The organism is Alkalihalobacterium chitinilyticum (assembly GCF_029028005.1).
Lineage (GTDB): Bacteria > Bacillota > Bacilli > Bacillales > Bacillaceae_F > Alkalihalobacterium > Alkalihalobacterium chitinilyticum.
The window spans coordinates 228195-254697 of record NZ_JAOTPO010000002.1 but is presented as its reverse complement, the minus strand read 5'-3'; the positions used below and the strand labels follow the sequence as shown (position 1 = coordinate 254697).

24 protein-coding genes and 1 riboswitch are annotated in these 26503 nt (G+C 36.6%); of the genes, 10 read left to right on the top strand and 14 right to left on the bottom strand.

Features of this window, described 5'->3' with window-relative positions:
• Window positions 1-336: 336 nt before the first annotated feature.
• Window positions 337-2307 carry a methyl-accepting chemotaxis protein gene (locus tag N7Z68_RS03910; protein ID WP_275117150.1) on the bottom strand — a complete coding sequence of 657 codons (1971 nt, stop codon included), beginning with the start codon at window positions 2305-2307 and terminating at the stop codon, window positions 337-339.
• 706 nt (window positions 2308-3013) lie between these two features.
• Between N7Z68_RS03910 and N7Z68_RS03905 the strand changes: the two genes are divergently transcribed.
• Window positions 3014-3217, top strand: coding sequence for a hypothetical protein (locus N7Z68_RS03905; protein WP_275117149.1), 204 nt, complete (start codon window positions 3014-3016; stop codon window positions 3215-3217).
• Between the two features lie 127 nt (window positions 3218-3344).
• Here the strand turns inward: N7Z68_RS03905 and arsC are convergent, their stop codons facing one another.
• Genes arsC through N7Z68_RS03890 form a run of 3 tightly spaced genes read right to left on the bottom strand, consistent with a single transcriptional unit; the run spans window position 3345 to window position 5528 of the window.
• Window positions 3345-3764, bottom strand: a complete 420-nt coding sequence (gene arsC / locus N7Z68_RS03900; RefSeq protein ID WP_275117148.1) for an arsenate reductase (thioredoxin) — start codon at window positions 3762-3764, stop codon at window positions 3345-3347.
• Between the two features lie 54 nt (window positions 3765-3818).
• Window positions 3819-5150 carry an arsenic transporter gene (locus N7Z68_RS03895; RefSeq protein WP_275117147.1) on the bottom strand — a complete coding sequence of 444 codons (1332 nt, stop codon included), beginning with the start codon at window positions 5148-5150 and terminating at the stop codon, window positions 3819-3821.
• A 24-nt stretch (window positions 5151-5174) separates the two neighbouring features.
• Entirely contained in the window at window positions 5175-5528 is a 354-nt protein-coding gene (locus N7Z68_RS03890; protein ID WP_275117146.1) for an ArsR/SmtB family transcription factor, read from the bottom strand.
• Between the two features lie 156 nt (window positions 5529-5684).
• Here N7Z68_RS03890 and arsD point away from each other — a divergent pair, with 156 nt between their 5' ends.
• Window positions 5685-6047, top strand: coding sequence for an arsenite efflux transporter metallochaperone ArsD (arsD, locus tag N7Z68_RS03885; RefSeq protein WP_275117145.1), 363 nt, complete (start codon window positions 5685-5687; stop codon window positions 6045-6047).
• A gap of 28 nt (window positions 6048-6075) precedes the next feature.
• A complete protein-coding gene (gene arsA, locus N7Z68_RS03880; RefSeq protein ID WP_275117144.1) occupies window positions 6076-7839 on the top strand; it encodes an arsenical pump-driving ATPase in 1764 nt (587 codons plus the stop codon).
• A 187-nt stretch (window positions 7840-8026) separates the two neighbouring features.
• On the opposite strand, the gene N7Z68_RS03875 is transcribed toward arsA, so the two are convergent.
• The gene (locus N7Z68_RS03875) at window positions 8027-10060 is read right to left on the bottom strand and encodes an ATP-dependent Clp protease ATP-binding subunit (RefSeq protein ID WP_275117143.1); all 2034 of its coding nucleotides are present in this window, start codon (window positions 10058-10060) and stop codon (window positions 8027-8029) included.
• A gap of 198 nt (window positions 10061-10258) precedes the next feature.
• On the opposite strand from N7Z68_RS03875, the gene N7Z68_RS03870 reads away from it, so the two are divergent.
• Entirely contained in the window at window positions 10259-11800 is a 1542-nt protein-coding gene (locus tag N7Z68_RS03870; protein ID WP_275117142.1) for a class I adenylate-forming enzyme family protein, read from the top strand.
• Window positions 11801-12013: 213 nt separating this feature from the next.
• On the opposite strand, the gene dcd is transcribed toward N7Z68_RS03870, so the two are convergent.
• Window positions 12014-12544 carry a dCTP deaminase gene (gene dcd, locus N7Z68_RS03865; RefSeq protein WP_275117141.1) on the bottom strand — a complete coding sequence of 177 codons (531 nt, stop codon included), beginning with the start codon at window positions 12542-12544 and terminating at the stop codon, window positions 12014-12016.
• Window positions 12545-12715: 171 nt separating this feature from the next.
• Here dcd and N7Z68_RS03860 point away from each other — a divergent pair, with 171 nt between their 5' ends.
• Window positions 12716-13882, top strand: a complete 1167-nt coding sequence (locus N7Z68_RS03860; RefSeq protein WP_275117139.1) for an FAD/NAD(P)-binding protein — start codon at window positions 12716-12718, stop codon at window positions 13880-13882.
• A 91-nt stretch (window positions 13883-13973) separates the two neighbouring features.
• Here N7Z68_RS03860 and N7Z68_RS03855 read toward each other — a convergent pair whose 3' ends face one another.
• Both N7Z68_RS03855 and pcp read right to left on the bottom strand, forming a co-directional pair.
• Window positions 13974-14270 carry an IDEAL domain-containing protein gene (locus N7Z68_RS03855; RefSeq protein ID WP_275117138.1) on the bottom strand — a complete coding sequence of 99 codons (297 nt, stop codon included), beginning with the start codon at window positions 14268-14270 and terminating at the stop codon, window positions 13974-13976.
• Window positions 14271-14525: 255 nt separating this feature from the next.
• Entirely contained in the window at window positions 14526-15155 is a 630-nt protein-coding gene (pcp, locus tag N7Z68_RS03850; protein WP_275117137.1) for a pyroglutamyl-peptidase I, read from the bottom strand.
• A 170-nt stretch (window positions 15156-15325) separates the two neighbouring features.
• Between pcp and N7Z68_RS03845 the strand changes: the two genes are divergently transcribed.
• The 4 genes from N7Z68_RS03845 to N7Z68_RS03830 all read left to right on the top strand — a co-directional run bounded on the left by N7Z68_RS03845 (window position 15326) and on the right by N7Z68_RS03830 (window position 17502).
• Window positions 15326-15637: a hypothetical protein gene (locus N7Z68_RS03845; RefSeq protein ID WP_275117136.1), complete on the top strand. Its 312-nt coding sequence runs from the start codon at window positions 15326-15328 to the stop codon at window positions 15635-15637.
• Window positions 15638-15759: 122 nt separating this feature from the next.
• The gene (locus N7Z68_RS03840; protein ID WP_275117135.1) at window positions 15760-16116 is read left to right on the top strand and encodes a YhjD family protein; all 357 of its coding nucleotides are present in this window, start codon (window positions 15760-15762) and stop codon (window positions 16114-16116) included.
• An 83-nt stretch (window positions 16117-16199) separates the two neighbouring features.
• Window positions 16200-16634, top strand: a complete 435-nt coding sequence (locus N7Z68_RS03835; protein WP_275117134.1) for a universal stress protein — start codon at window positions 16200-16202, stop codon at window positions 16632-16634.
• Window positions 16635-16800: 166 nt separating this feature from the next.
• On the top strand, window positions 16801-17502 hold the full coding sequence (locus tag N7Z68_RS03830) for an MgtC/SapB family protein (protein WP_275117133.1): 702 nt from the start codon (window positions 16801-16803) through the stop codon (window positions 17500-17502).
• Window positions 17503-17783: 281 nt separating this feature from the next.
• Here N7Z68_RS03830 and mgtE (N7Z68_RS03825) read toward each other — a convergent pair whose 3' ends face one another.
• The 3 genes from mgtE (N7Z68_RS03825) to mgtE (N7Z68_RS03815) all read right to left on the bottom strand — a co-directional run bounded on the left by mgtE (N7Z68_RS03825) (window position 17784) and on the right by mgtE (N7Z68_RS03815) (window position 21494).
• Window positions 17784-19151 (bottom strand): magnesium transporter, encoded by a 1368-nt coding sequence (gene mgtE / locus N7Z68_RS03825; protein WP_275117132.1) that lies wholly within the window; start codon window positions 19149-19151, stop codon window positions 17784-17786.
• Window positions 19152-19314: 163 nt separating this feature from the next.
• Window positions 19315-20028 (bottom strand): MgtC/SapB family protein, encoded by a 714-nt coding sequence (locus N7Z68_RS03820; RefSeq protein WP_275117131.1) that lies wholly within the window; start codon window positions 20026-20028, stop codon window positions 19315-19317.
• Between the two features lie 104 nt (window positions 20029-20132).
• Window positions 20133-21494: a magnesium transporter gene (gene mgtE / locus N7Z68_RS03815; protein WP_275117130.1), complete on the bottom strand. Its 1362-nt coding sequence runs from the start codon at window positions 21492-21494 to the stop codon at window positions 20133-20135.
• 275 nt (window positions 21495-21769) lie between these two features.
• A riboswitch (M-box (ykoK) riboswitch) is annotated at window positions 21770-21934 on the bottom strand.
• Between the two features lie 253 nt (window positions 21935-22187).
• Between mgtE (N7Z68_RS03815) and N7Z68_RS03810 the strand changes: the two genes are divergently transcribed.
• Window positions 22188-23174, top strand: coding sequence for a potassium channel family protein (locus tag N7Z68_RS03810; protein ID WP_275117129.1), 987 nt, complete (start codon window positions 22188-22190; stop codon window positions 23172-23174).
• Window positions 23175-23283: 109 nt separating this feature from the next.
• On the opposite strand, the gene N7Z68_RS03805 is transcribed toward N7Z68_RS03810, so the two are convergent.
• The 3 genes from N7Z68_RS03805 to N7Z68_RS03795 are packed head-to-tail and all read right to left on the bottom strand — an operon-like array spanning window position 23284 to window position 26226.
• On the bottom strand, window positions 23284-23646 hold the full coding sequence (locus N7Z68_RS03805) for a response regulator (protein ID WP_275117128.1): 363 nt from the start codon (window positions 23644-23646) through the stop codon (window positions 23284-23286).
• A gap of 14 nt (window positions 23647-23660) precedes the next feature.
• Entirely contained in the window at window positions 23661-24128 is a 468-nt protein-coding gene (locus N7Z68_RS03800) for a chemotaxis protein CheW (protein ID WP_275117127.1), read from the bottom strand.
• A gap of 25 nt (window positions 24129-24153) precedes the next feature.
• A complete protein-coding gene (locus tag N7Z68_RS03795; RefSeq protein ID WP_275117126.1) occupies window positions 24154-26226 on the bottom strand; it encodes a chemotaxis protein CheA in 2073 nt (690 codons plus the stop codon).
• Window positions 26227-26503: the final 277 nt, after the last annotated feature.

Below are 26503 nucleotides of genomic sequence, written 5' to 3'. Positions count from 1 at the left end.
ACTTTATTATTTCATTGAGTTAACATTAATTCGTTTGTAAAGCCTAGTTACAGGAAAAGGTAATCTTCATAAACTAATTGCAACTTATTAGTTAACATAGTTTTTAGATCTGCTCATTTTTTCGCATTAATTTTTTTTAGTTTTTTAGCTTATTACGGTAAAAGTTTGATGTATTTGTAACCTTTTAGCAAGACAATCTTCTTAAACATTTAAAGCTTCAAACAAATGATTTCCCGGAAACCGATAAAAGACTTCCCGGGTTTCTTAGGGAAGTCTTTCTTTACTTTTAATGTGTCTATTATGCGCGGATCAATTGTTTTCTTGTTTACTAACTATTTAATTGATTTTAAACTGTTTCATTAAATCTTGTAACTCTTCTGCCAAGTCAGCTAAGCTTTGTGCATCTCCCGCGATCTTTCGTGCTGATTCTGCTTGCTCGTAACTTGTGGCACTTACTTCCTGTGCACCTGCTGAAGCTTGTTCGGTAACCGCAGAGATGCTTTCCATATCTTGTCCAATCTCTTGGCCAATAGTTGTTAGTTGTTGAACAGCATCGTGAATTTGTGTGTTTTTAGACAATACGCTCTCAACATAAGTTGCAATCTCACGAAATGCTTCACCGGCCTCTTGTACTGTCTTTTTGCCGTCTTGTACTACATTAGACCCGCCTTCAATCGCTTCAACTGCACGGGAGCTTTCTTCTTGGGTTTCATGAATTAACGTTGCAATTCTAGTTGCAGACTCATTTGTTTCATTAGCGAGTTTTCTTACTTCATTGGCAACTACAGCAAAGCCTTTACCTTGTTCACCAGCTCTAGCTGCTTCAATAGAGGCATTGAGTGCTAATAAGTTCGTTTGTTCCGCAATGTTTGTAATTATTTCGATAATATTACCAATCTCTCTCGATTGCTGGTCTAGTTTTCGAATGATCATTTTCGCTTGATCGACGGATTGATGAATATCATTCATACTGACAATCGCAGCTTCTGCTGAACCTTGTCCTTTAAAAGCAACACCCTTACTTTGAGATGATGTTGCAATGACATCATCTGTATAACTTGAAATTTTATTAACCGTATCCAGCATCGTATTCATACGATCTGTCGTATTCGTAACTGAATCTGCAATATCTGTTGTACCCGATGCTAATTCATTAATCGTTACTGCTACTTGTTCAGCTGAACTTTTCGTTTCCTCACTTGATATAAGCATTACATCCGACGACGTTTTTACTGTCGTTGATACTTTTTCGATACGTAATAATAGTTCCTGAATTTTTTTGATCATAGCATTAAAGTTGGAGCCAAGCGTACCGACCTCATCTTTTGACTCGTATTCAGAAGCAATCGTTAAATCTCCTTGTGCAACCTTTGTCGTTAGTTCACTAAGCCTTTGGATAGGTGTAACTAACCTTCTCGCAAAGATAATAATAATGATAAACGTAAAGCCCAGTACGACTGCAGTAGTCACAAAAGAAAGCATGGCTAAATAAGATAGATTACCTGTAATTTCTTTGACGGGAGCGGAAATGATTAACCCCATTTGTGTAGCTGGAATTAACGTATAGTAGGCAAAACTATCAAGCCCGTTATCTATAAACTGATCAGATCCAGGTTCGCCTCGCAAGGTGGAGGCAACAATACTAGCTAATTGTTCATTATCTGTTTCTAGTAAGTTTACTTCACCAATTAATTCTTGATTAGGATGTGCGATAATTGTTCCTAAGTGGTTAACGAGAAAAGCATATCCATTTTCCCCTATTTGTAATTCAGATACTAATCGAACAATTTCTCCGATTGGAATTGTTGCTATAATTACGCCAACATTTCTTTGACCATTATGAACAGGAACCGCAATGGCTACTACATGTTGACCGCTTGCCCTTGATACGATTGGCTCTGAAACTGCAGTTTCATTGGTTTCCAATACTTCAATAAAATAATCACGGTTTGATACGTCAGCTTCCGTTCGACCTTGTGAAATTGCATTTCCTTTCAGGTCTGAATATAAAATCATTTCATAATCATTCGTACGATTAAACTCTGAAATTATATAGTTTACAATATCTTCTCTGTCATTAGACTTTAAGGTATCCGTATTCGCCATTACTTCAACTTGTCTAATTCGCTGTTCAAAGTAGTGATTAATGTATCTTTGTGCATTCTCCAAACTAATCTCTGATTTTTCATTAAATTCCACTTCTAAGAAATCTTTTGCCTTATCCTGATTGATGTAGGCTACGACGATTAATGCAACTGCAACGATCGGCAGCATGACGAATAGTAATTTCATTTTTAAACTTTTCATGATGTCCCCCCAGCTTTTTTATGTATTCTCTCTATAGCGCTGTAACTCATTAGTGTTCATTTTCCTATTATTAACAGCACTCCAAAAATGAAGCGGTTTCAAGAATATCGTTTTAAAATCCTTTCAAGACAATGAGCACAAGTCATTAGACCTAATTATTGAATACCAATGACTAACGACTGAGTTAAGCGACCTCCTCTATATGTCTATCCAAAAATCTACAACAACTTCTTTCCCCTTTAAAATCGCTTCATTTATTCTACTATCGACTATGTTTTTGTAATTTTCAATAGTTTTGTGTGAAAAGTTTAAATTTTTTAAATGATTTGTTTAACTGAGTATTTTTACCTATATATATACGATTGATATATTGAAATAATTTCTTGCGTGGTCTATGGAAAAATTCGCATTTTTTTAATTAGAAGAACTTCTGTGCTTTAAAGTTTTCCTTAAATAACTTTTACATTAACTTTATATTTCAATTGCCCCTTTTTTTCATAATTGGTGTCGAATTTACATAAATTTAAACTGTAAACCCTTTCACCATTTCTTTTAACAGCTAATACATATATAATACATATACTTATTGATGTTCTCTTGTGGTCTTTAATTGGATTTTTCTTCAAATATATTGATCACATATATAGACTATTTCGACATCATATGCTAATAATAGTTACAAAAAGTAAAGGAATTAATTTTATTTATGAATAATAAAGGAAAGGTGATGACTGTGGGCTATAATGCTATGAAAATGAAAAAATTGTTGGAAGTGGACCGATTTTTACATGGTACGTATGAAGATGTGAAAGAAAAAGTAGGCTGTGAAGATACTGCACTTGAAATGGTCTTTCAAACTTACGTCATGAAAGAAAAAATTCTTCAAAATGCTTACGTTCATCTTACGTAATCCTGAGTATATTTTATGAATGACACCGTTAAGAGCAACCTCTCAAACGATATAAACAAAGAATAAAAAAGCATCCAAACTCTTCAAAAAGTTAGGATGCTTCTTATTTTTGTTGTTTTTCCTATAATTACTTTCCAGTTTCTGCAAACGTCTGAATACGTTCGCCTATTTCATCACGAACTCTTTGGAAAAAAGCCCACTTTTCTTCTTCCGTTCCTTCTGCTTTAGCTGGATCATCAAACCCCCAATGAACTCTTTCTCTATTTGGCGGTGTCGCTGGGCATACATCATTGGCATGACCGCAAAGAGTCACAATCATATCTGCCTTATTAAGAATTTCAGGATCAATGATATCAGAAGTTTGCGATGTAATATCCACATCGATTTCTTTCATTGCTTTGATTGCGTTTGGGTTAACACCGTGTGCCTCAATCCCAGCTGAATATACTTCCCACTTGTCTCCTAAATATTTTTTTCCAAAACCTTCTGCCATTTGGCTGCGACAAGAATTCCCTGTACAAAGAAAATAGATAATTGGTTTACTCATGATTGAAACTCCTTCAGAATTAAATTTAAATTTTTAGTGTAATTATAAATATCTTTAACCTATTAGTAATAACCATAGGTACAAGCCTAGTAACGTAATAAACAATGTAGGTATTGTAATGACAATTCCTACTTTAAAATAGTAACCCCAGCTAATTTTCACTCCTTTTGTAGCAAGAACATGAAGCCAGAGTAACGTTGCTAATGAACCGATCGGGGTAATCTTTGGTCCAAGGTCAGATCCAATTATATTTGCATAAATTAATGCTTCTCTCAATACACCTGTCGCTTGTGTGTCAGCAATCGCTAACGCATTAATCATTACCGTTGGCATATTGTTCATAAAGGATGAGAGGATCGCTGCAATAAAGCCCATTGACATTGTCGCTGCAAACAACCCTTGGTCTGCACTCGCATCTAACACTTGAGCTAAAACATCTGTTAGTCCAACATTTCGTAAACTATAAACGACGACATACATACCGATTGAGAATACAACAATGGTCCACGGTGCTCCTTTCATTACAGAAGTTGTGTTAACGGCCGGACTTCTTCTAGCCATAATTAAGAAGAAGATCGCAATAACTCCTGCAATAAATGAAACTGGGAAGTGTTCTACTTGGCCAGTCACCGGATTCGTCCACGAAATAAATTCACTTACGAAATAACCAACTAAAAGAAGTCCTAAGACGAACCAAGATAATCGAAACATTTTATGATCTTTAATTGCTTCATGCGGGATCTTTAATTGATGCATATCATACTGTTTCGGTATATCTTTTCTAAAATACAAGTACAGAACAATAATACTTGCTGCAAGTGAAAACAAATTCGGTACGACCATACGAGTTGCATACTCTACAAAGCCAATACCAAAGAAATCGGCTGAGACGATGTTTACAAGGTTACTTACTATTAAAGGTAAACTCGTTGAATCCGCAATAAATCCACTCGCCATAATAAACGGTAAGATCATCGCTTCTTTGAAGTTCAATGCCCGCACCATCGCTAATACAATTGGAGTTAAAATAAGTGCTGCTCCGTCATTCGCAAAAAATGCGGCCACCAATGATCCGAGCAAGGCTACGTACACGAACATACGGACCCCGTTACCATCAGCAAATCTCGCCATATGTAACGCGGACCATTCAAAAAATCCAATTTCATCGAGAATTAGTGAAATAATAATAATCGCTATAAATGTTAATGTTGCATTCCACACAATGCCCGTTACTGTTAATACGTCTCCAAAATCAACGACACCAACAAGTAATGCTAACGCTGCTCCGATCGAAGCTGACCACCCGATCGATAACCCTCTCGGCTGCCAGATGACTAGCGTTAACGTGAATAGAAATATCACTGTTGCTAAAATAATGGGTGTCACGTTTCTTCTCTCCTTTTAAAATGGTTAATCACATTGAATAATACGTAATCCGCACGCTTCCAATTGATCTATTTTCTCTCTTTGTGATGGAACGTGCTTTAACAAACTTTCAATCACAGGGTAATACGTGTTCGTTTCATCTAAAGAATAAAAAATCCATTGTCCTTTTCTTCTTTCCTTTACTAATCCCGCATCTCTTAATTTCCTTAAATGTTGACTGATGGACGGTTGGCTCATTTCAAAAATTTCAACCATCTCACACACACAGCATTCACTTTCAAATAGGAGTGCGATCATTGTAAGTCTTGTTTTATCCCCTAAAAGCTTTAGAACATTGGCTAGCTTATCTATTTCAACCCCTTGAGATAATTCATTCATGAACGGTACCCCTTTCCCTTAATAGCAATTGAAATTCTAGAGAAAATAAAGACATAAACTTTTCACAATACAAGCGTTGTAAAATTAACCTACAACCATTATTATATAAGCATATACTTATATGTCAATTTATTTATTTGTAAAGGAGATGTAAATATGTCGTTAAAACTTGAAATTTTTGACCCAGCACTCTGTTGTTCCACTGGGGTATGCGGACCGAGTGTTGATCCTGAATTAATCCGAATTGCAAAAGATATTCATACGTTGCAAAAAAACAACATTGATGCTGTTCGCTATAATTTATCTCAAAATGCCGAACCTTATGTAACTACCGAAGTAGTGAGCCAGTTATTAGATGATGAAGGAACCGATGCCTTACCTGCTACACTCGTTAATGGAGAGCTGAAGAAAAAAGGCAGCTACCCTACAGCAGCCGAGCTGTCAGAATGGACGGGGCTCCCAATCGAGACATTCGTTACAAAACCTAAATCATTTAAAATCGATTTAGAAATCAAATAATTAAGCTCATCAAAAAGGAGTTTTTTAAATGGAAGCATTTCAGCCGAATGTCGCTGTCAATACAAGATATTTGTTTTTCACCGGAAAAGGTGGTGTTGGAAAAACAACGACAGCTGCTGCTACAGCTGTTCATCTTGCACAATCTGGCAAAAAAGTTCTTATTATTAGTACTGACCCTGCCTCCAACCTGCAAGATGTATTTGAAACCGAACTATCTCAAGACCCTTTAGAACTTTCAGCTTGCCCCGGTCTTTTTGCAGCAAACCTAGATCCTGAACAGGCTGCTGCCACTTATCGTGAAAGTGTGATTGGTCCCTATCGTGGAAAGTTACCTGAAGCGGCGATTACCAATATGGAGGAACAATTGTCTGGAGCATGTACAGTCGAGATTGCAGCATTTGATGAGTTTACGAATGTGCTTGCAAACAGTGAACTAACAAACTCTTTTGATCATATTATTTTTGATACGGCTCCAACGGGACATACGTTACGATTACTGCAATTGCCAACGGCTTGGAGTTCTTTTTTAGATGAGAGTACTCACGGCGCTTCATGCTTGGGTCCTCTTTCTGGTCTACAAGAAAAAAGGGCATTATATGAGCAAACTGTTAATGTTTTATCTGATAAGGACAAGACTTCGATCTACCTAGTCGCCCGCCCAGATTATTCTTCATTACAAGAAGCTTCTCGGGCTGCCATCGAGCTTAAGGAGATTGGTATATGTAATCAAAGATTTATCGTCAATGGCGTGTTTCAACCTAAACAAGAAGATGATTTAATTGCTAACGCATTACATGCAAAGCAACAAAAAGCATTACAGTCACTGCCAGAACAAATGGCTCAACATGAGACCTTTTATTTACCACTCGTCCCATTTTCATTAACAGGGATGAGTTCGTTAACCAAGTTATTTTCTAATGAAACACCAAACACTTTAAAAAGAGAAGTAGGTACTAAGCCTGCTATTCCACCGCTAAGTGAACTAATTGAAGGCCTTGCCAAACAAGAGAAAGGTGTTATTATGACAATGGGTAAAGGTGGAGTTGGCAAGACAACGACAGCTACAGCTATCGCACTTGGTCTAGCTGAAAAAGGGTTCCCAGTTCATTTAACCACAACCGACCCAGCGGCTCACATCCAACTCATATTGAATAATCATACTGCTTATGAAAATTTATCCGTCAGTCGAATTGATCCACAAGTCGAAGTGGAGAAATATAAACAAGAAGTGTTGAGCAAGGTAGCAAATGATTTAGATGAAGATAGCCTCGCTTATATTAAAGAAGACCTTGAATCTCCTTGTACCGAAGAAATTGCCGTATTCCGTGCCTTTGCAGAAGTCGTTCATAAGGGACAAGATGCGTTTGTTGTCGTTGACACTGCACCAACTGGTCATACTTTACTGCTATTAGACGCTGCTGAATCCTATCATCGTGAAGTGACACGTTCTAGCGGGGACATGCCTGAATCGGTTCGTTCCCTATTACCACGATTAAAAGATCCAAACGAAACAACGGTAGTTCTTGTAACACTTCCAGAAGCAACCCCAGTTTTTGAAGCCTCTAGACTTCAAGCTGATTTAAAGAGAGCAGATATCATTCCGAAATGGTGGATCATTAATCAAAGTTTCTATGGTACCGATACAAGAGATCCTATTCTTTTTGAACGCGCCAATTCTGAATTAACGTGGATCGACCGTGTTAGTGAAGAATTAGCTGAGCAAACTGTACTCATTCCTTGGCAAAAGGAAGAGCTCGTTGGCTTAGAGCAACTGAAAGCACTGATAAAATAGTCGTTAGCTTAAAAGCAAATTATTCTTCATTCAAACTGGAGGTCATCAACGACTGTTGGTGCTTCCCCTCTAATTATGATACTCACTTTGGAGCTAGTGTAAGAGTGAGCTTAATCAACCAAGTCATGTTAACTCTATAAAAAATCGTATTGGAGTAATCCAATACGATTTTTTTACTATTCCAATTCTATTTTTTGCACACAACAATCTGCTCTTCTTTTACGTCAACTTTTACAGCCTTTACATCTTCCTCATCGATAATTAAATCGACAATTAGATCTTCAATCTTTTCTTGGATTGCTCTTCTCAAAGGACGAGCCCCAAAGTTTGGATCGTATCCTTTTTCTACAATCATTTCTTTTGCTTCGTTTGTAACTTCAATATTCAATGATTGTTCTGCTGCTTTTTTATACACATCTTCGAGCATTAGATCAACAATTTGCATTAGATGGTCTTTTTCTAGCTTATTAAAGTGAACTGTGGAGTCAATTCGGTTTAGAAACTCCGGTTTGAAGTACTGATCGAGAAGTTTTGCATTACTTGTCATAACAATAACTGTATCTTTAAAGCTCACCGTTCGCCCATGACTGTCTGTAAGTCTTCCATCTTCAAGAATTTGTAAAAAGAGGTGTTGAACTTCAGGATGTGCTTTTTCCATTTCATCTAATAAAACGATGCTATAAGGCTTTCTCCGAATTTGTTCCGTTAACTGGCCCGCTTCTTCATGCCCTACATAACCTGGTGGTGAGCCAATCAATTTAGAAACCGTGTGTTTTTCCATATACTCGCTCATATCTAATCGAATAAGAGCGTCTCTATTTCCAAATAGTTCTTCAGCCAAAACTTTTGTTAACTCTGTTTTTCCTACCCCGGTTTGACCTACGAACATGAAAGAGGCAATCGGACGATTTGAACGACTAAAGCCTGCACGGTTTCTTCGGATCGCTTTCGCTACTGCTTCGACAGCTTCGGCTTGACCAATAACTTTATTTGCGAGTTGAACTTGTAAATTTCTTAGCTTTTCTTGTTCACTTTGTTGTAATTTTCGAACAGGGATGCCCGTTTTCTTTTCAATTAAAAGTTGAATGTCTTCAACCGTTACCACAGAGTCATTGTTTTCTGCATGTTTCAGCTTTTCTTCTAATTGTAGTTCTTCTTGACGTAATTTCGCGGCTGTTTCATAGTCTTCTTTTTCAGCAGCTTTTACTTTTTCCTTTTGAATAACTTCTAGCCTTGCTTCAATATCTGCTTGTTTATTGTTCGCATCTTTTAAATTGCGTTTTGAACCTGATTCATCCAGTAAATCGATGGCCTTATCTGGTAGCTGGCGGTCTTGTATGAAACGATGTGATAGTTCAACGCAAGTCTTAATGACTTCTTCAGGGTATTTTACACCGTGGTAAGCTTCATATTTTGGCGCTAATCCTTTTAATATCGTAATCGCATCATCTACAGACGGTTCATTGACAATAATCGGTTGAAAACGTCTTTCAAGTGCGCCGTCTTTTTCAATATCTCGGTACTCTTTAAGAGTTGTTGCTCCAATGACTTGAATTTGTCCGCGGGCTAACGCAGGTTTTAGTATATTTCCTGCATCCATTGAACCTTCTGTCTTTCCTGCACCAACGAGCTGATGAATTTCATCAATAAAAAGAACTGTATTTTGGTTTGCTTCTAACTCAGCTAAAAGCTGCTTCATTCGTTCTTCAAACTGTCCACGATAAGAAGTTCCTGAGATAAGTGAAGCGACATCCAGTGATATGATTTCTTTATTTCGTAATTTTGATGGTACATCTCCTTCAATAATCTTTAGGGCAAGACCTTCACCAATCGCTGTTTTTCCGACTCCAGGCTCCCCAATAAGGACTGGGTTATTTTTATTACGGCGATTTAAGATTTCTGTCACTTGTTCGATTTCATCTTCTCGTCCTATTACTGGATCAATCATTCCCGTTTTAGCAATGTCAGTTAAGTTTCTTCCAAATTGTTTGAGTACACTCGTTTTTTCAGGTTCGACATTGCATGATCCTGTTGAGCAATTCTCACCGTCGCTATTTGCACCGTAATCAAAGTTAGACGTTGAAAACATGGCACCTCTTTTAGCTCCCTTACGAATTTCCTCATAACATGGAGAACATACCGTTAATTCTTTTCTTTGACCATTCACTTCTACTAGTAAAAAAATATTCGCTTCACGGCTTTGGCATTTTGTACACTTCATTTTTATCACTCCTTTTTAGTGTGGTCATTTTTTATGTTTGACTTTGACTAACTTTGACCTTTTACTGATTTTAATATATAACAAGTGACTATAAATGGCAACTACTTTTTTGACCAATTTTGACCTTCCTTTTTTATTTTGTTATTTTCTGAATTTTGTTACAATGTTTATATAATCGTTTAAAAAGGATGTGAGTTTGTGCTTACTGTCGGCTCTTTCTTCAAACAAAATGCTTCTAAATTCTGCCAAAAACCTGCTGTCATCTTTCACAATCAAACACTTACATACGAAGAACTCAATACAAGAACAAATCAATTAGCAAATGCCTTTACGAAAAGAGGATTTCAGAAAGGTGACAAAGTCGCCGTACTGATGAAAAATCATTCTAGTTATATTGAAACCATTGGTGCACTAGCTAAAATTGGTGTCATCCTCGTTCCCATTAACTACCGCTTACTAAGTAAGGATATTGAATATATTCTAAACCATTCTGAATGCCGCGCTGTCATAACGACTGGTGAATATGAATCTATCGTTCGTAACGTTATCCCTTATACTCCTGCTCTAGATACACTTCTTGTCGTAGATGGTCAAGCCGACTATCCATTCTATCAATATGAGGCATTCCTTCAGTCTGGTTCTTCAGAAGAACCTCAAGTACACATTGACGAAACCGATCCCTTTTATTACGGCTATACATCAGGGACAACTGGAAAACCAAAAGCGGTTGTCATCTCACATCGTTCACGTGTTCTTACTGGAATAGTTGCTGCTTATGAGTACAAAATTGATGAGTCTGATATTCATATTGTTGCTGGACCGATCTACCATGCAGCACCATGGATATTCTTACTGATGCAACTCTTTGTTGGGGGTACGGTCGTTATTCAAGAAAGCTTCGATGCCGAAGAATTTCTACAATTAACGGAAAAGTATCAAGTGACTAATACCTTTATGGCACCGACGATGTTTAATTTTATTCTTAACCTTCCTTCTGAAACAAAAGCTAGCTACAATCACAAGACTATGCGTGTACTCATTTCGGCTGGAGCACCCTTACCTACACAAACAAAAAATGAAATACTAGAATATTTTAATGGTACTGACCTTCACGAATTCTATGGATCTACAGAAAGCGCAATAACGCTAAATATTAAGCCAAAAGACATTAAAGAAAAAGATGCTTGTGTTGGACAGCCGTTTCCACTAGTAGAATGCTTGCTATTAGATGAACAGAAAAATCCAGTTGCTATTGGCGAAGTTGGTGAACTTTATATTAGAGCTCCTTATTTATTAGATGGATATTACCAAAATGAAGAAGCTAATCGAGAGTCTTTTTATGGTGAATTTTTTACGGTTGGCGATATGGCCCGCCAAGACGCTGACGGCTATTATTATATTGTGGATCGAAAAAAAGATATGCTGATTAGTGGCGGTGTTAACATATATCCCCGTGAAATTGAGGAGTTTTTATATACACATGCAGGCATTTTAGAAGTTGCTGTTATCGGTATCCCTGATCCGGTTTGGGGTGAGTCTGTGAAGGCGATTGTCGTCCCTAAAGAAGGTGTTTCTTTAACCGAAGAAGAGATTCTCTCCTACTGTGAAGGCAGGTTAGCTAGTTACAAGAAGCCGAAATCAGTAGACTTCGTTTCAGCTTTGCCTCGAAATCCGTCTGGTAAAATACTAAAAACAGAACTCCGTGCCCCTTACTGGCAAAGTCAAGGAAAGAGAGTCTAAATTTGCATAAAACAAGTAACCGTTAAGTTTGGACGCCCCACTCAAGCTAGGAAAACAACGAAAAACTGTACTTTAATCTAGTTTCTCTATTTTACTTAACTCATAGGAAGCTAAATTGTGTGCAAGATAAACAGATCTGCATCGACTGAACACTGCGGCAACTAGAAACAAAAAACAGCAGGCCTATCTTTGGCCCGCTGTTTTTGAATAGCGCTAATCGATATCTTTATATATTCGACTTCCAACAGCTTGACGTTGTCCTTGGTATTTTCCTTGATAGGGGGTTTTGGCTTCTTGATCCATTAGTGCAAAAACGAGTTGACAAATTCGACGACCAGACTTCAATTTTATAGGAAGTCGATTGGCATTATATAGCTCTAAAGTAATTTCACCTTCAAATCCTGGGTCAACCCAGCCGGCATTTTGAATGAATAACCCCATCCTTCCAATGGAACTTCGCCCTTCTACAAATGCGGTTACATGATTTGGGAGCTTTATATATTCTTTCGTTGTAGCTAATAGAAAAGAGTTTGGTGGAATGACGACTTCATCGCTTTCAAATTCAATATACTTCGCTTCTTTATCAAGTGATATTGATTCGATGGCATTTTCATCAATTTTTAAAAAGTGCGTTCCTAAACGAATGTCCACAGAAGCGGGTTGCACTTGTCCATCCACTAAAGGCTCTATCGAAAGCTCTCCTTTGTTTAACATTTCATATATCGTCTTATCTGATAAGATCATCACTTTCTCCTCACTATCACTAAAAAATTATTTACTACACTACAAAACGTAATTATTACGATTTGTAGTGTACCATATTCTAGGCCATTATAAAAGAATACATTGCATAATAAACTGTATTTTTGTATATTAAATAGTAATGATTACGATTATAGTTTTGGAGGTTACATCATGTTTGACTGGCTAATTATTGGCGGTGGTATTCAAGGTTGTACCGCAGCGGTTTATCTCTTAAAACAGAAAAAAGTTGCAATTGAAAACTTAGCCATAATCGATCCAAATGAAAAGCCATTAACAATGTGGCATCATTGTACATCAACTATTGAAATGCCTTATTTACGTTCCCCGTCGATCCATCATCTGGCTCCCGCTCATTTTGACCTCGAAAAGTTTTCGAAAACGTCAAGCGGAAAGCCTTACGCTGCTTTCTATAAACCTTATGATCGACCTGGTTTACATCTTTTTAACACTCACTGTGAGCATCTATTTCAAGAAACTAGACTATATAGTAGTTGGATTCAAGGAAGAGTCGTTCAATTAAAGAAAAACAGCCAGAGTTGGCAAGTTGTTCTAAAGGATGGGAAGCAGCTTGAAAGCAAAAATGTAATATTAGCCATTGGATTAAGTGAACATCCATACTGGCCTGAGTGGGCGATTACAGCTAAGGAAAACGGTGCGTCTATTTCACATGTGTTTGACCGTGAACACCAGGTACCAGAAACTATTAATTCCTTAATGATTGTCGGTGGTGGGATTACTGCTGCTCATGCTTCCATCAAATGGAGTCGTCATCTTCCAGGAAACGTGACTCAGATTTCAAGACATTCCCTTCGAGTCCACCAGTTTGACTCGGACCCAGGATGGCTAGGTCCAAAATTAATGAGACGCTTCCAAGCCGTTTCGAGTTATGACAAACGACGGGATATAATTCGTCAAGCCAGGCATAGAGGTTCATTGCCCCTTGACCTTAAAGCGAAAGTTAGTAAGCAAATAAAATGCGGCGCTCTCTCTTTTTTACGTGATGAAGTGGAGGGTCTGCAAATAAGTGACTCCATGAATGAAGTTAAGTTACTGTCTGGTGATACAGTTAAAAGTGAACATATTCTTCTTGCAACTGGTTTTCATCAATCACCGCCTGGTATTGAATGGCTAAGTTCAACGATTGAAGAACACAAACTGCGATGTGGTACGTGTGGCTATCCGATATTGTCCAACTCCTTACAATGGGATGAAGGGTTGTATGCCATTGGTGCTCTTTCTGAACTTGAAATTGGACCTGTCGCCAGAAATATATCCGGTGCACGCCGCGGAATTGAAAAGATACTGCAGTCAATTTAACTGTGCTATTTTTATTTCTCAGTAGCTACCTCACCAAATTATTAATAAAAAAAAACAAAAAAAGCAGAGTGCACAAGACACTCTGCTATAATTAATCAACAAATTGTATATTTAGTTCATACCCTTTTTCAAACAACGTTTTTCCTGGACGATAACGATCCAACAACTCATTGTAATGTGTTGATAATACGAAAAATCTTTTTTCATCCTTTTCCTCTAGTGCCTCATCAATTTGGTTGCAAATTGCATTTTTCTGATACTCGTATATGGAATATTCAAGCATCGCTTGGGCATACAGGGAATTCAGAATTTCTTCTGAAGGCTTCTTCTTATTACGAATCGCGGCTAATTGTTTCATAAGCTTTTTATCAATGGCAAATTTGTTCATAGAAGTTACCTCCTTTTTTTTATTTTACATTAAATTTTCAAATAATTCAAACATTTTTAATGTCCAATTTTGACCAATTTTATCTAATCTTAATTTTCATTGGTATTACATTCTGTCTTCCCTAGTTTATTCACCTCTAAACCTCTCCGAAGATTTAAATAAGCCTTTTTTTCGGGTAAATAAAAGCACCCTATTTATCCAATGCGGCAATGCATTAGTAATATAATAGAGTGCAAAGAAAGCGGTCATATTCAGTTAGTTTGTTTGTGAATCGCGAATCGCTTCAATCATTAGTGCTAAACCTCTTACTTGATCACTCATGGACATACTTGGAACATTTGGACGGTTTACGACCATATCTGGAGTAGCAGGAAAGTGAACAAATCCAGCTTTTATCTGGAGTTGTTTCTTATGCATATGATGTAAAATTCCATATAATGTGTTATTACAAATATATGTACCGGCTGTATTTGAAATTTGTGCCGGGATCCCTTCTTGAACTAATCGTTCTACCATTAGTCTGATGGGCAGCGTTGTAAACAATCCATCTGGCCCCTCCGTAATAATCGAGCGGTCTACCGGCTTATCTCCCTGATTATCTCCTTTATCACCCTCCCCTGCAGTATCTTGGATGTTAATTCCAATTCGTTCGGGAGTAATTGCAGCTCGTCCAAACGCAAGTCCACAAGACAGAACAACATCAGGGTTAACTTCTTCCATTTTAGCTAAGAGTTGATCTACACATTTTCCATAAACGACTGGCAAACCGATTATTTCTATTTCTACTCCTTCTACACCTAGCTCTTGAACTTCTTTTACCATCTCTAACGTTGGATTTACTTTAAACTCTCCAAATGGCTCAAATCCAGATAATAAAACTTTCATAATTAAATTACGCCTCCCTCATAGCTGTATACTTATATTTTAAAGGTCAAACCGTCAAGTCGCAATTTTCTTAAGCATTTAAACATAAATTAGTTTTATTACCAAATTGTTATTCTTTCATTATCAACTCCTTCTGTCTATAATGAAAAAGGCTATAAGGAGTGATCATTATGAACCCGCCAAAAGGTTTACTAGATAGCATTAACATATTTGAAGACCTCATCAAACAAGCTCCTGACACTCGGGCATCTGTCCCAGATTTTTTAAAATTTATTCGTTATTTCTTACGTACTAAAGACCCCAAACATTCATTACCAACAATTGAAGTAATGTCACTATTAAAGCACCACAAACCGAATGTATTTGGATATGTACGGAAACAAGCGAGTTTGGATGCAAATTTAAAATTAATTACTCAATTACAAATGGACGTTCACAGAGCGGAACAGCGTCTGCAGGAATTAAAAACTAAATTACATTAAAAAACCGAGGGCTCAATTTTGCATCCTCGGTTTTTTGTTCCAGAAATTAATAGTTGTAAAGGAACATTTGTTTGCATATAATAAATACAAACGAACGTTCTCAGATTGGAGCTTGATAGCTTATGATGATTACTACAGATGAGCAAAAAGCGATACATCATTATGTGCTATTAACAATTGCACGAAAAGCGTTAGAAAAAGATTTAGAGCGGCTAAAAGCATTACCATTGAAGCTGCAACCTTCCTACCTAACACTTACAACGACTGTACTTGATCAACTCAGTAAAGAATTAGGAGTGATTAAGCGTTATATGAAGCAAAATGAATTACAGGTTCATCCGGGAAAAAATGATGGAACCTTTTCACATTACAACTATTTTTGCCGCGGATATGAAGGACAAAACCACTATTTAAATGTCAACTTAAAAAATCAAGTAACAGAATACATTACAAACTGTTTTGCAAATGGAGTGAAGTAAATTGTTCACAAATGACCGTATCTGTTAATCATCTGATTATGATAAACTTGAATTATCTTAATGATTAAAAAGGGGTTTCTAACGTGGACAAAAACATAATTATCGTACCTGTAGACGGCTCTACATATGCACTTGAAGCTGTTCATTACGCTGTAAAAACAGCGAAAGCATTTAACTCTAATCTTTTACTATTAAATGTCCAACCCAAGTATAACGAGGCTACAGCTCATTTGCTTTCAGAAAAAGAGATGATTCAAATTCAAGAAGATGAAGCGAACCGAATTTTTCAGAAAGTGGAACCTATTCTTAAAGATGAAACTATCTCGTACCAAACTAAAATTCGAGTTGGCTTGCCGTCGATAGAAATTACGAGTGAAGCAAAAGAACAACAGGCAGAAGCCATTATAATGGGAACGCGTGGTATGGGACCTGTTGTTGGGCAAGCCTTAGGAAGTGTTAGTTATAGCGTTTCTCATTTAACCCCTTGCCCATTAATACTTGTCCCTGCGAAAGTTTAGATGGTAAATAAGAATGAGCGAATCGATAAATTTGCTCGTTCTTTTTTTGTGCAAATTTATTGATGATCAAGAATGATGAATGAGACTTTTTTTAGAGGAAGGTCATATTTTTCTCCTTATTTTATATTATTTATATAATAGTCAGTTTTAAAAAGTATTAGGGGAGGTGAAGAAGATATTACTCACTGAATTTAATTTTGAAATACTTATAAAGTTAAGTTTCGCCGCTATAGCTGGGTTAGTTATTGGATTAGAACGAGAGCTAAAAGGTAAACCGTTAGGCTTAAAAACTTGTCTAATTGTCTCTGTAATATCTTGTTTACTTACCGTAGTATCGTTTGAATCCGCTTTCTTATATTCTAAGGAATATTCACGCCCAATGGACCCCGGTCGTATACCATCTTATATTATTAGCGGGATCGGTTTTTTAGGTGCTGGTGTCATTCTGCGCCGAAGCAATGAAGCCATTTCAGGACTAACTACAGCTGCACTAGTCCTAGCCTCAGCAGCATTAGGGATAACAATTGGTGCGGGGTTTTATTTCGAAGCTCTTACTGGTGTATTTTTTATTATTTTAGGCATGAAAGTAATCCCATATTTCTTTAATAAGCTAGGCCCCAAAAAACTAAATGAAAAAGAAATTAAAGTCAAACTGTACATCAAAGAAACGACAGATTTAACAACACTACTCAAGGAAATTAAAGCAAAAAGTTTTGGAATAAAACAAGTCAAGATAAAAGAAGAAGCGGACGATCTGATTATCACATGTATTGTATCTGCTCATAAAAAATTTTATACGACAGATATATACTATGCCGTCAAATCGTTAAATGGGGTAATTAAAGTAGATGCTGAGAGTTTACAATAAGGGGCGGTAGGAATATCTCCATTCATTCCAAGTCATTTGGCGCTGTTTACAGTTAGGGCGATATTGAATTTTGTGTATTCAGCCATGCTGGTGGCTGCCGCAAATAGATTTAGGTAATCCCGTTACCAATACAGTGGATTAGTGCGCACTTTAGGAAATATCTAGGAGGACTGTACAGCCAATACCCTTTGCTAACCCCTTCCTTCAGCTAGAACTTTATGAAATATAGCAAAAGTACAAAAAGAGATGGTGCGACGCACCATCCCTTACTCTTTTCCTAATCACAAATATTGAAGCATCAAACTTGCAATTGAGAAATAGATGAACAATCCAACAATATCATTAATAGTCGTAATAAATGGACCTGAAGCAACTGCTGGATCTACTTTAAAACGATGAACGATCCAAGGAATAATCGTCCCTGTTATCGTTGAAATAACGATCGTACAAAACAAAGAAATACCAACAATTATTCCAAAATACATTCCACTAATATCAAAAAGTAAGGCGATAAAAAAAGCAATGATACCACATGTAGTTCCCATCAACAGTCCGGTTATCGCTTCTCTTTTCAGTAATTTACGAAATACATTATGTTGTTCTAAACTACCAAGTGCAATACTTCTAACGACAACTGCTAAAGATTGAGTACCTGTATTTCCTCCCATATCGGCAATTAGCGGAATAAATATTGCTAAAATGGCCATCTCAGCAAGGGTGCTTTCAAATTGACCGATGATACTTGCTGTACCAATACCAAGTATCATCAAGATGATTAACCAAGGCAGGCGACGTTTGGCCGCTAATAATGGACTGACTTCAATATCAACCGAACCCCTTGTAGCCATTAAATCCTCAATATCTTCTGTTGTTTCTTCTTCAACTATATCCATTACATCATCTACAGTTACAATTCCTAAAATGACATCTTTTTCTGTTACAACAGGCACCGCAATTAAATCATAGTCTTTAATAATATCAGCTACTTGCTCTTGATCGGTAGTAGGCAAAACAGAAATAAATTGCTTCTTCATCAGGTTTTCAACAGCTATTGCAGGTTCAGCTAAGATTAATTCTCTTAAAGACAGAACACCTTTTAAGGTTCTTTTCTCATCAATAACGTAAATGTAGTAAATGGTTTCTGCATCTTTTGCTTCTATCCTTAACCTTTGAAGAATACTTTGTGCGGTTTCCGTTTCTAATGCGGTAATAAATTCTGTTGTCATTAAGGACCCTGCTGTATCATCATGATAAGATAATAGCCTTTTAATGTTATCCGCATCCGTTTTATTCATACGGTCAAGAAAATAATTGGCAATATGATCAGGTATTTCGCTTAAAAAATCGGTTACATCATCTGCTGATAGTTCCTCTAACAACGTTAAAACACGATGTTCATCATATTCTGCAATAACGATTTTTTGTTGCTTCACAGGCAAACCAACAAAAATCTCCGAAAATTCTTCTATGGTTAAATAATTGTAGACTACTTGCCGTTTCATCTCACTAAACTCTTGAAAAATTTCAATTTGATCCGTTGGATGAAGTTCCAGGAAATCTCTACGGAATTCTTCTTTCTTTTCTTGTTTTAAATATAAATGTAAATAGAACGTGTACTCTTCACGGTTTTTTAAATTAAGCATCACCATATTTGGTACCTCCCCTCACAGAGGCTTATTTTTTACCCATTAATAACTTATACATTGTAAGCAATAAAGTATTTTCGACTCGTCAATAGTATTAAAAATTGAGATAAGGCAACTACACCTCTGCCTTCGCTTAAAGGCTAAGCTCCCCAATAAGCATTTTGCTTTATAAATGTTCCACGTCGACAGTTAATACATGATCGATTTTTTTAAATAAATAGTAAATTTCAGTCGTGTATTGCTTTTCAGGCGCTGAAATCGTTAAATCAATTTGTTGATTTCCATTTTCTAAATCTCTAATTTTTATATTTCGGATATCAATTTCATATTTTTTTTGTTGCTTTAAGCTATCCCCTTTTCGTTCAATCGCTTGCAGGAGCTCTGTCATTTTCATGTTTGGTTCCATCACGATTTTAACAGCGACATCACGTTTGCTTAATGTGCTTGGTCCCAACCGCTTAACAAATAGAGGTAATATATTCACCGCTGCAATCAATAGAATAACTACATAAAAGGCCTCCGCATAAAACCCTGCTCCTATTGCAATTCCTAAACCAGATGCTGCCCAAATCATCGCAGCTGTCGTTAAACCAGAAATGACATCATTACTTCTTCTTAAGATAACACCGGCCCCTAAAAAACCAACACCACTAACAATTTGTGCTGCTAATCGCATTGGGTCCATAGCGTTAAAGGTAGGTGATGCATAACGATGGAACGACTCAATAGATACAATGGTAATAAGGCAACTAGCAACACAAATGACCATGCTTGTCTTTAATCCAAGAGGTTTATGTTTGAGTTGTCGATCAATCCCTATTAGAAGCCCAAGCATAAGAGCAACCGACAGTTTGATAAATACTTCATATGGCAGCACCATCAACACCTACCTCCCATCTCTATATTTTTGCTTATTATTCTCTGTACATACACCGGTGCCAGGCACCTTTAGTTCGCTAAAGGTGCCTGGCACCGGTTTTTTTATTATAGGTAATTGATTAAAGATGTTGCGATTGAGAAGTAAATAAGTAAACCTAAAATATCGTTTACTGTTGTAATGAATGGCCCTGAAGCAATCGCCGGGTCGAGTTTTAATTTATTAATAATGACAGGAACAACCGCCCCGATGATTGTTGAAACACTTAATGTAAAGAATAGTGAAATACCTACGATAAACGCTAGCATATAACTTCCATAAATGAATGGGACTAATACCATTAACACAGCTGCACAAATTAAACCTAACATTAATCCTGTACCAAATTCACGCTTGATCGTTGACCAAAGACCTTTCTTTTCTAGAGCACCTGTCGCTAATGCACGAACCATAACTGCTAGTGACTGTGTACCTGTGTTTCCAGCCGAGTCCATAATTAACGGTATGAATACCGCTAATAAAACAATTTCTTCTAACGTTTCTTCAAACTGACCGATAACACCTGCTGTTATAAGACCGAAAAACATTAATAAAATAATCCATGGTGAACGTTTTCTAGCAGATGTAAATGCAGTTGCGTTCACATCTGTTGCACCTCTAACTGCAGAGATTTCACCTAAGTCTTCTGTTGCTTCTTCCTCTAAGACGTCCATAACATCATCAACTGTGACGATACCAATTAACTCGCTTGTACTTGTAACAACAGGAGCCGCAAGGAAATCATATTTCTTAATTAATTTTGCTACTTCTTCTTGGTCCATATGTGCTTCAACCGAAACAACACGTGAACTCATAATGTTTTCAATTTTTTCATTGGTTGGTGCAATGATCAGGTCACGAAGCGAAATTACCCCAACTAATTTATCTTTCTCATCAACGACATACAGATAATAAACTGTTTCAGCATCAGGGCCTTGTTCACGTAGAAGTTGAACTACTTCAGCTGCTGTTTGTGTCGCTCTAATTGAAATATATTCTTTTGTCATAATCGCACCAGCGGTTTCTGGCGGATACGATAATAGTTCTTTTACGTCATCAGCATCTTCTTTATCCATTGCACTTAAGATGGCCTTCGCCTTGGCATCTTTAATTTCAGCAAGGTAATCCGCTACATCATCGGCATACATGTTGTTAAACATTTCTGCAATGAAGTCATCTTCTAATTCAAGTGCAATTCTTTTTTGATCCTCAATTTCTAACTCTTGGAATACCTCAGCAAATTCAGCCGCTGAAAGATAGACATAAACTAGTTGGCGTTGGTCTTTCTCTAAGTTAGAGAATATATCCATTTGATCTGTTGGATGTAATTCAAGAAACGCCTCTCTAAATTGCTCTTTGTCATTTTCTTTTAATACTTGAAGAATATGGTTTACGTATTCTTCTCGTGTTTGTTCGTTTAGTCTAACCACGGTCGTTTCCTCCTTGTGAGGAGAACTAATTCCACCATACTACTACTACTTGGGGGTGAAGTGGGGCTCTCCCTTTTTTTTGTATTATTCCTTTTGTCTGTATTAATAAACCACAATTTGTCGAATCAGGTTCGGGACTACTATCCATTCCACAACACCTCCCATTTTTATGTATTTAGTAATAAAACAAAAAACACCTTCTACGAGAGAAGGTGTTAATTCAACAAAAATTACGCATACTTATTATATAAGCATACCAAAAAAAATGTTCATTACCATTCCTTCAATCGTAGAGCTTTAGCACTGTACGGCATAGGTCTATGACCAGCTACATTAAAAACCACCTTAATTCGATGGTTCCTGTTGACCCATTGGCGTCTTTGGACATTTTTGGGCAGCAGCGTATCTCCGTACAGGAGCCTCACCTAACGAGGAACATTATTCAATTACCTTGTTGATGTTACATGAAGTCAGACTACCTGTCAACCACACAAATAAAAATTTAATAAATAAATATTTCTCCTTTTTCCCCTTAGAAGATCTAATAAAACATCATATCGTTCTGTTTTTATTAACCTTTTAAACAGCCACTTCCATGCACAATTTGTTTCTAAAACTTTCAAATTCAATTTTAAGCTAAGACTTTTTTAATAGTATAATTTGTTTATACTAGTGAAAGTGAGCCATTTTTTTATGTTGAAAAAAAACGTAATTTATTCACTGCTCTTAATGACTATTGTAACACTCATTGGTGCGGTAGGATTTATGTTAACAGAAAGACTTCATTTCTACGATGCGCTATGGTTAACGGTAGTCTCCTTACTAACGATTGGTTATGGAGATATCTCACCAGAAACTCCAGGTGGGAAAATTATTACTTTTATCATCATTCCGATTGGAATCGGCCTGGCAACTTACATACTTGCAGTTATTGCAGCATTTGTTATTGAAGGGAAAATATTTAATAAAGTAGGTAAGCGTAAAATGGAAAAAAAGTTATCAAAATTGACAGACCATATTATCATTTGCGGATACGGTCGTGTCGGCATACAAGTAGCTAAACAACTGGAACACGTCGGAATTGATTTTGTTCTAATTGAAATGGATGATAAGATCGAGCAGGAGCTTGACCATGGAAGATTATTTATTAAAGGGGATAGCAGAGAAGATCAAACTTTACTTGATGCGGGAATCCAACATGCTAAAGGATTAATAGCAACTCTTCCCAATGATGCAGACAATGTGTTTATTACATTAACAGCTAAAGGGCTTAATCCAAACGTACAAGTGATTTGTCGAACAAATAAACAAGAATCTGAAGCGAAGTTATATCGAGCAGGTGCTGACAAAGTCGTTAACACAGCCAGCATCGGTGGACAAAAGCTCGCCTTATCTTTATTGAAGCCAATCAGCATAGAATATATTGAAACGATCTTTCACGATCATGAAAATGAATATAACGTTGAAGAAATTTTATTAGGATCCTCTTCACTTTTCCTAAATCATTCAATTGCTGAATTAAATGTCAGAGGGACATACGGTATTACAATTGTTGCTGTAAAACGGGAAAGAGATTTCTTTGGCAATCCTAAATCTGACTTTCGCTTTAAATCAAGAGATCTATTAATTGTATTAGGTACGTCAGAAGAATTAGAGAAGTTTAAAAAAATTATTAACTAAAAAAATGCTTAAGTACATGCGAAGAGTATTATTAATAACATTACAAAGAAGCTGACATCACTTTCGATGTCAGCTTCTCTTATGAGTAGTACTTTCCTTCTAATTGCTACTATGAGTTCGCAACTTTTTGCAGAGCTTCAATTACGCGGTCCGCTTGAAATGGTTTAACGATAAAATCTTTGGCACCCGATTGAATCGCATCGATAACCATGGCTTGTTGCCCCATCGCAGAACACATAATTACTTTAGCATTTGGATTAATATTTTTGATGTCGCGTAACGCTTCAATACCGTCTTTTTCAGGCATTGTTATATCCATTGTTACAATATCTGGATTTAGTTCTTTGTATTTTTCTACTGCTTCTTGACCATTAGCAGCTTCACCGACAACGTTAAAATCATTTTTAGATAAAATGTCTTTAATCATCATTCTCATAAAAGCAGCATCATCTACAACTAATACAGAAGTCATTTTAACACCTCACACTATTTTTCCTTGCTTAAAATATCAACATTAGCAATTACTTTATCTATGTTTAATAATGTAAATAAACGGTTTTCAAGCTTTACGACTCCCCTTAAATAGTCTGCTTCTACACCGCCGACTACTTCAGGAGTAGGTTCGATTTTCTCTATAGGAATATCGATCACATCATTAGCCCCGTCTACAATAAAACCAATTTCAATATCATCTTTAGAGATGACTAGAATTCGTGTAGCATCATCCGATTTTTTCGGCTCAATACCGAATCGTTTTCTTAAGTCGATAATCGGAGTAATAACCCCGCGTAAATTCATAACACCTGTAATAAAATGAAATGTTCTAGGAATACGCGTTACAGGTTGCATTCTCTCAATCGATTGAATATATTCTACTTCAATCGCATACTCTTCGTCTTTCAACTGAAAAACAATGACTTTTAATTCATTTCCTACTGCACTTTCAACAGACATCAGGGTTTGCCTCCCATCCTTGTAATTACTTAATTAGTGCATTTGTATCGACGATTAAAGCTACTTGACCATTTCCAAGAATAGTTGCACCTGAAATTGCAAATACATTTGTCAAATAGTTTCCTAGTGACTTAAGCACAATATCATGTTGTCCAATTAGAGAATCAACAACAAGTCCTGCAATTTTATCGCCTTTATGAACAATAACTAAAGAATAAAACTCTTCATCTTCCTCTTGTTCTACAGGAACTTCAAAAATATCCTTAAGGAATACGAGAGGTACTACCTTCCCACGGAAGTCAATTACTTTTTGATTATGTGCACTATACACTTCTTGTTTGTTGACAATTGCCGTCTCCACTATCGAAGACAGCGGGATTGCATATTTTTCATCGCTTACTTCTATTAACATAACATCAATAATAGATAGTGTTAACGGTAATTGAATGGAGAAAACAGATCCTTTACCTAGCGTTGAATCAACGGTTACTACACCGCCTAATGATTCAAAAGTAGACCTAACGACATCAAGACCTACACCTCGGCCTGAAACATCAGTCACTTTATCAGCTGTACTAAAACCAGCTCTAAATAAGAGGCCATAGATTTGCTGATCTGTCATTTTACTTGCTTCTTCTTCAGTAACGACACCATTAGTCAGTGCTTTATTTAAAACTTTATCACGATTAATACCGGCTCCATCGTCTTCAATCTCAATAAACACATTATTTCCACTGTGATACGCTTTAAGGTTGACGGTTCCTTCTTCTGGTTTACCTAATTCACGTCGTTTTTCTGGAGTCTCGATCCCATGGTCAATCGAATTACGGATTAAATGAACGAGCGGGTCTCCAATTTCATCGATAATCGTTCGATCTAGCTCTGTTTCAGCACCATGGATTTGAAGATTAACTTTTTTATTTAAATCTTTCGATAAGCTGCGAACCATACGCGGGAAGCGGTTAAACACCTGCTCGACTGGCATCATTCTCATATTTAAGATTATTTCTTGGAGATCACCAGAGATCCGCGACATTCTTTCAACCGTTTCATTCAACTCATTATTTTTTAAATCACTAGCAATTTGCTCTAGACGCCCACGATCAATGACTAGTTCTTCAAATAAGTTCATTAAAACATCTAGTCGCTCAATATTTACTCGAATGGTTTTATTTCCGTCAGTGGATTTTCTTCCATTCTTATTTGTTTTATCTTCCGCAGACGTTTCTTGTACTTGTTGGACAACTTCTTGCTTATCCACTATTTCAGCTTCTGCTTTAACAACACCAGCTTCTTTATCAGAAGATGCTCTCTTTAATTCTTCCAGATTTAATTGATGAACTTGTACATCAACAATTTCTGAAACTTTATTTACTCGCTTAATAATCTCGTCTCCAGCAATTTTGGAAATGTAGGTGACGACAAATTCTAAGTCAAATTTTTCTTCTTCCAGGTCTTCTGCACTTGGATTCGATTTAATAATTTCACCGACTTGTTCAAGTACTTCAAATACCATGAACACACGAGCAGCTTTTAGCATCGTCCGCTCATCTAAAGAAATTTTTACTTGATACGATTGATAGCCTTGTTCTTGCGATTGCGTCAGAACCGTAAGCTCAAACTGATCATAGGAAACATCAAAAGCTGCTGTGACTGTTCCTTCTTCAGCCTCAACAACATTTGTCATTTCTACAGTAGCCGCAACTTGTGAAGGTACGCCACCTTTTTCAATTTGATCTAGTAACTCTGTTACATTTGCAACATCACGCTTACCTGTTCCACCTGAAGCGATGTCATTAACCATTGCTTCTAGGTCATCTACTGCTGCAAAGACAACATCTAAAACAGCTGTTGTCGCTTCCAATTTTTGGTTTCTTATTAAATCTAGTACATTTTCCATACTATGTGTTAAATGAGCTAAATCTTCATAACCCATCGTTGCTGCCATACCCTTTAACGTATGTGCAGATCGAAAAATTTCCCCAACAATAGCTAAATTGCCAGGTTCATTCTCTAATAATAGTAAGTTGTCATTTAATGACTGTAAGTGTTCTTGGCTCTCATCGATAAACACATCTAAGTATTCTGAAGTACTCAAGACTATCTTCACCTCAACATATTAGTCTAACGAAGTTTTGTTATATAAACATCAGTTCTACAAACTTGATACAACACATTAAAATTCTAAAAATCTAAGTATAGTAAACAATTAAATCATACCATAATACATAGTAAAAAAGTAACACTAAAAGAGCCTACTTAACCATATAATAAACTAATCTCACTTAAGAATATAGTCGAATCAATAAATTCTATAAAATAATTACTAATAAATTGACGATTTCTAGTAGAAAGGTTCCAGAGACTAAAAACAT

Excerpts from the sequence above, each read along its gene's own strand:
- dcd (WP_275117141.1), bottom strand. The coding sequence starts at position 12,544 with ATGATCTTATCAGATAAGACGATATATGAAATGTTAAACAAAGGAGAG.
- N7Z68_RS03875 (WP_275117143.1), bottom strand. The coding sequence starts at position 10,060 with ATGAAGTGTACAAAATGCCAAAGCCGTGAAGCGAATATTTTTTTACTA.
- arsA (WP_275117144.1), top strand. The coding sequence starts at position 6,076 with ATGGAAGCATTTCAGCCGAATGTCGCTGTCAATACAAGATATTTGTTT.
- N7Z68_RS03910 (WP_275117150.1), bottom strand. The coding sequence starts at position 2,307 with ATGAAAAGTTTAAAAATGAAATTACTATTCGTCATGCTGCCGATCGTT.
- arsC (WP_275117148.1), bottom strand. The coding sequence starts at position 3,764 with ATGAGTAAACCAATTATCTATTTTCTTTGTACAGGGAATTCTTGTCGC.
- N7Z68_RS03860 (WP_275117139.1), top strand. The coding sequence starts at position 12,716 with ATGTTTGACTGGCTAATTATTGGCGGTGGTATTCAAGGTTGTACCGCA.
- N7Z68_RS03810 (WP_275117129.1), top strand. The coding sequence starts at position 22,188 with ATGTTGAAAAAAAACGTAATTTATTCACTGCTCTTAATGACTATTGTA.
- N7Z68_RS03890 (WP_275117146.1), bottom strand. The coding sequence starts at position 5,528 with ATGAATGAATTATCTCAAGGGGTTGAAATAGATAAGCTAGCCAATGTT.
- N7Z68_RS03855 (WP_275117138.1), bottom strand. The coding sequence starts at position 14,270 with ATGAACAAATTTGCCATTGATAAAAAGCTTATGAAACAATTAGCCGCG.
- N7Z68_RS03800 (WP_275117127.1), bottom strand. The coding sequence starts at position 24,128 with ATGTCTGTTGAAAGTGCAGTAGGAAATGAATTAAAAGTCATTGTTTTT.
- N7Z68_RS03805 (WP_275117128.1), bottom strand. The coding sequence starts at position 23,646 with ATGACTTCTGTATTAGTTGTAGATGATGCTGCTTTTATGAGAATGATG.
- N7Z68_RS03840 (WP_275117135.1), top strand. The coding sequence starts at position 15,760 with ATGATGATTACTACAGATGAGCAAAAAGCGATACATCATTATGTGCTA.
- N7Z68_RS03905 (WP_275117149.1), top strand. The coding sequence starts at position 3,014 with ATGAATAATAAAGGAAAGGTGATGACTGTGGGCTATAATGCTATGAAA.
- N7Z68_RS03820 (WP_275117131.1), bottom strand. The coding sequence starts at position 20,028 with ATGGTGCTGCCATATGAAGTATTTATCAAACTGTCGGTTGCTCTTATG.
- N7Z68_RS03845 (WP_275117136.1), top strand. The coding sequence starts at position 15,326 with ATGAACCCGCCAAAAGGTTTACTAGATAGCATTAACATATTTGAAGAC.
- mgtE (WP_275117132.1), bottom strand. The coding sequence starts at position 19,151 with ATGGTGATGCTTAATTTAAAAAACCGTGAAGAGTACACGTTCTATTTA.
- pcp (WP_275117137.1), bottom strand. The coding sequence starts at position 15,155 with ATGAAAGTTTTATTATCTGGATTTGAGCCATTTGGAGAGTTTAAAGTA.
- arsD (WP_275117145.1), top strand. The coding sequence starts at position 5,685 with ATGTCGTTAAAACTTGAAATTTTTGACCCAGCACTCTGTTGTTCCACT.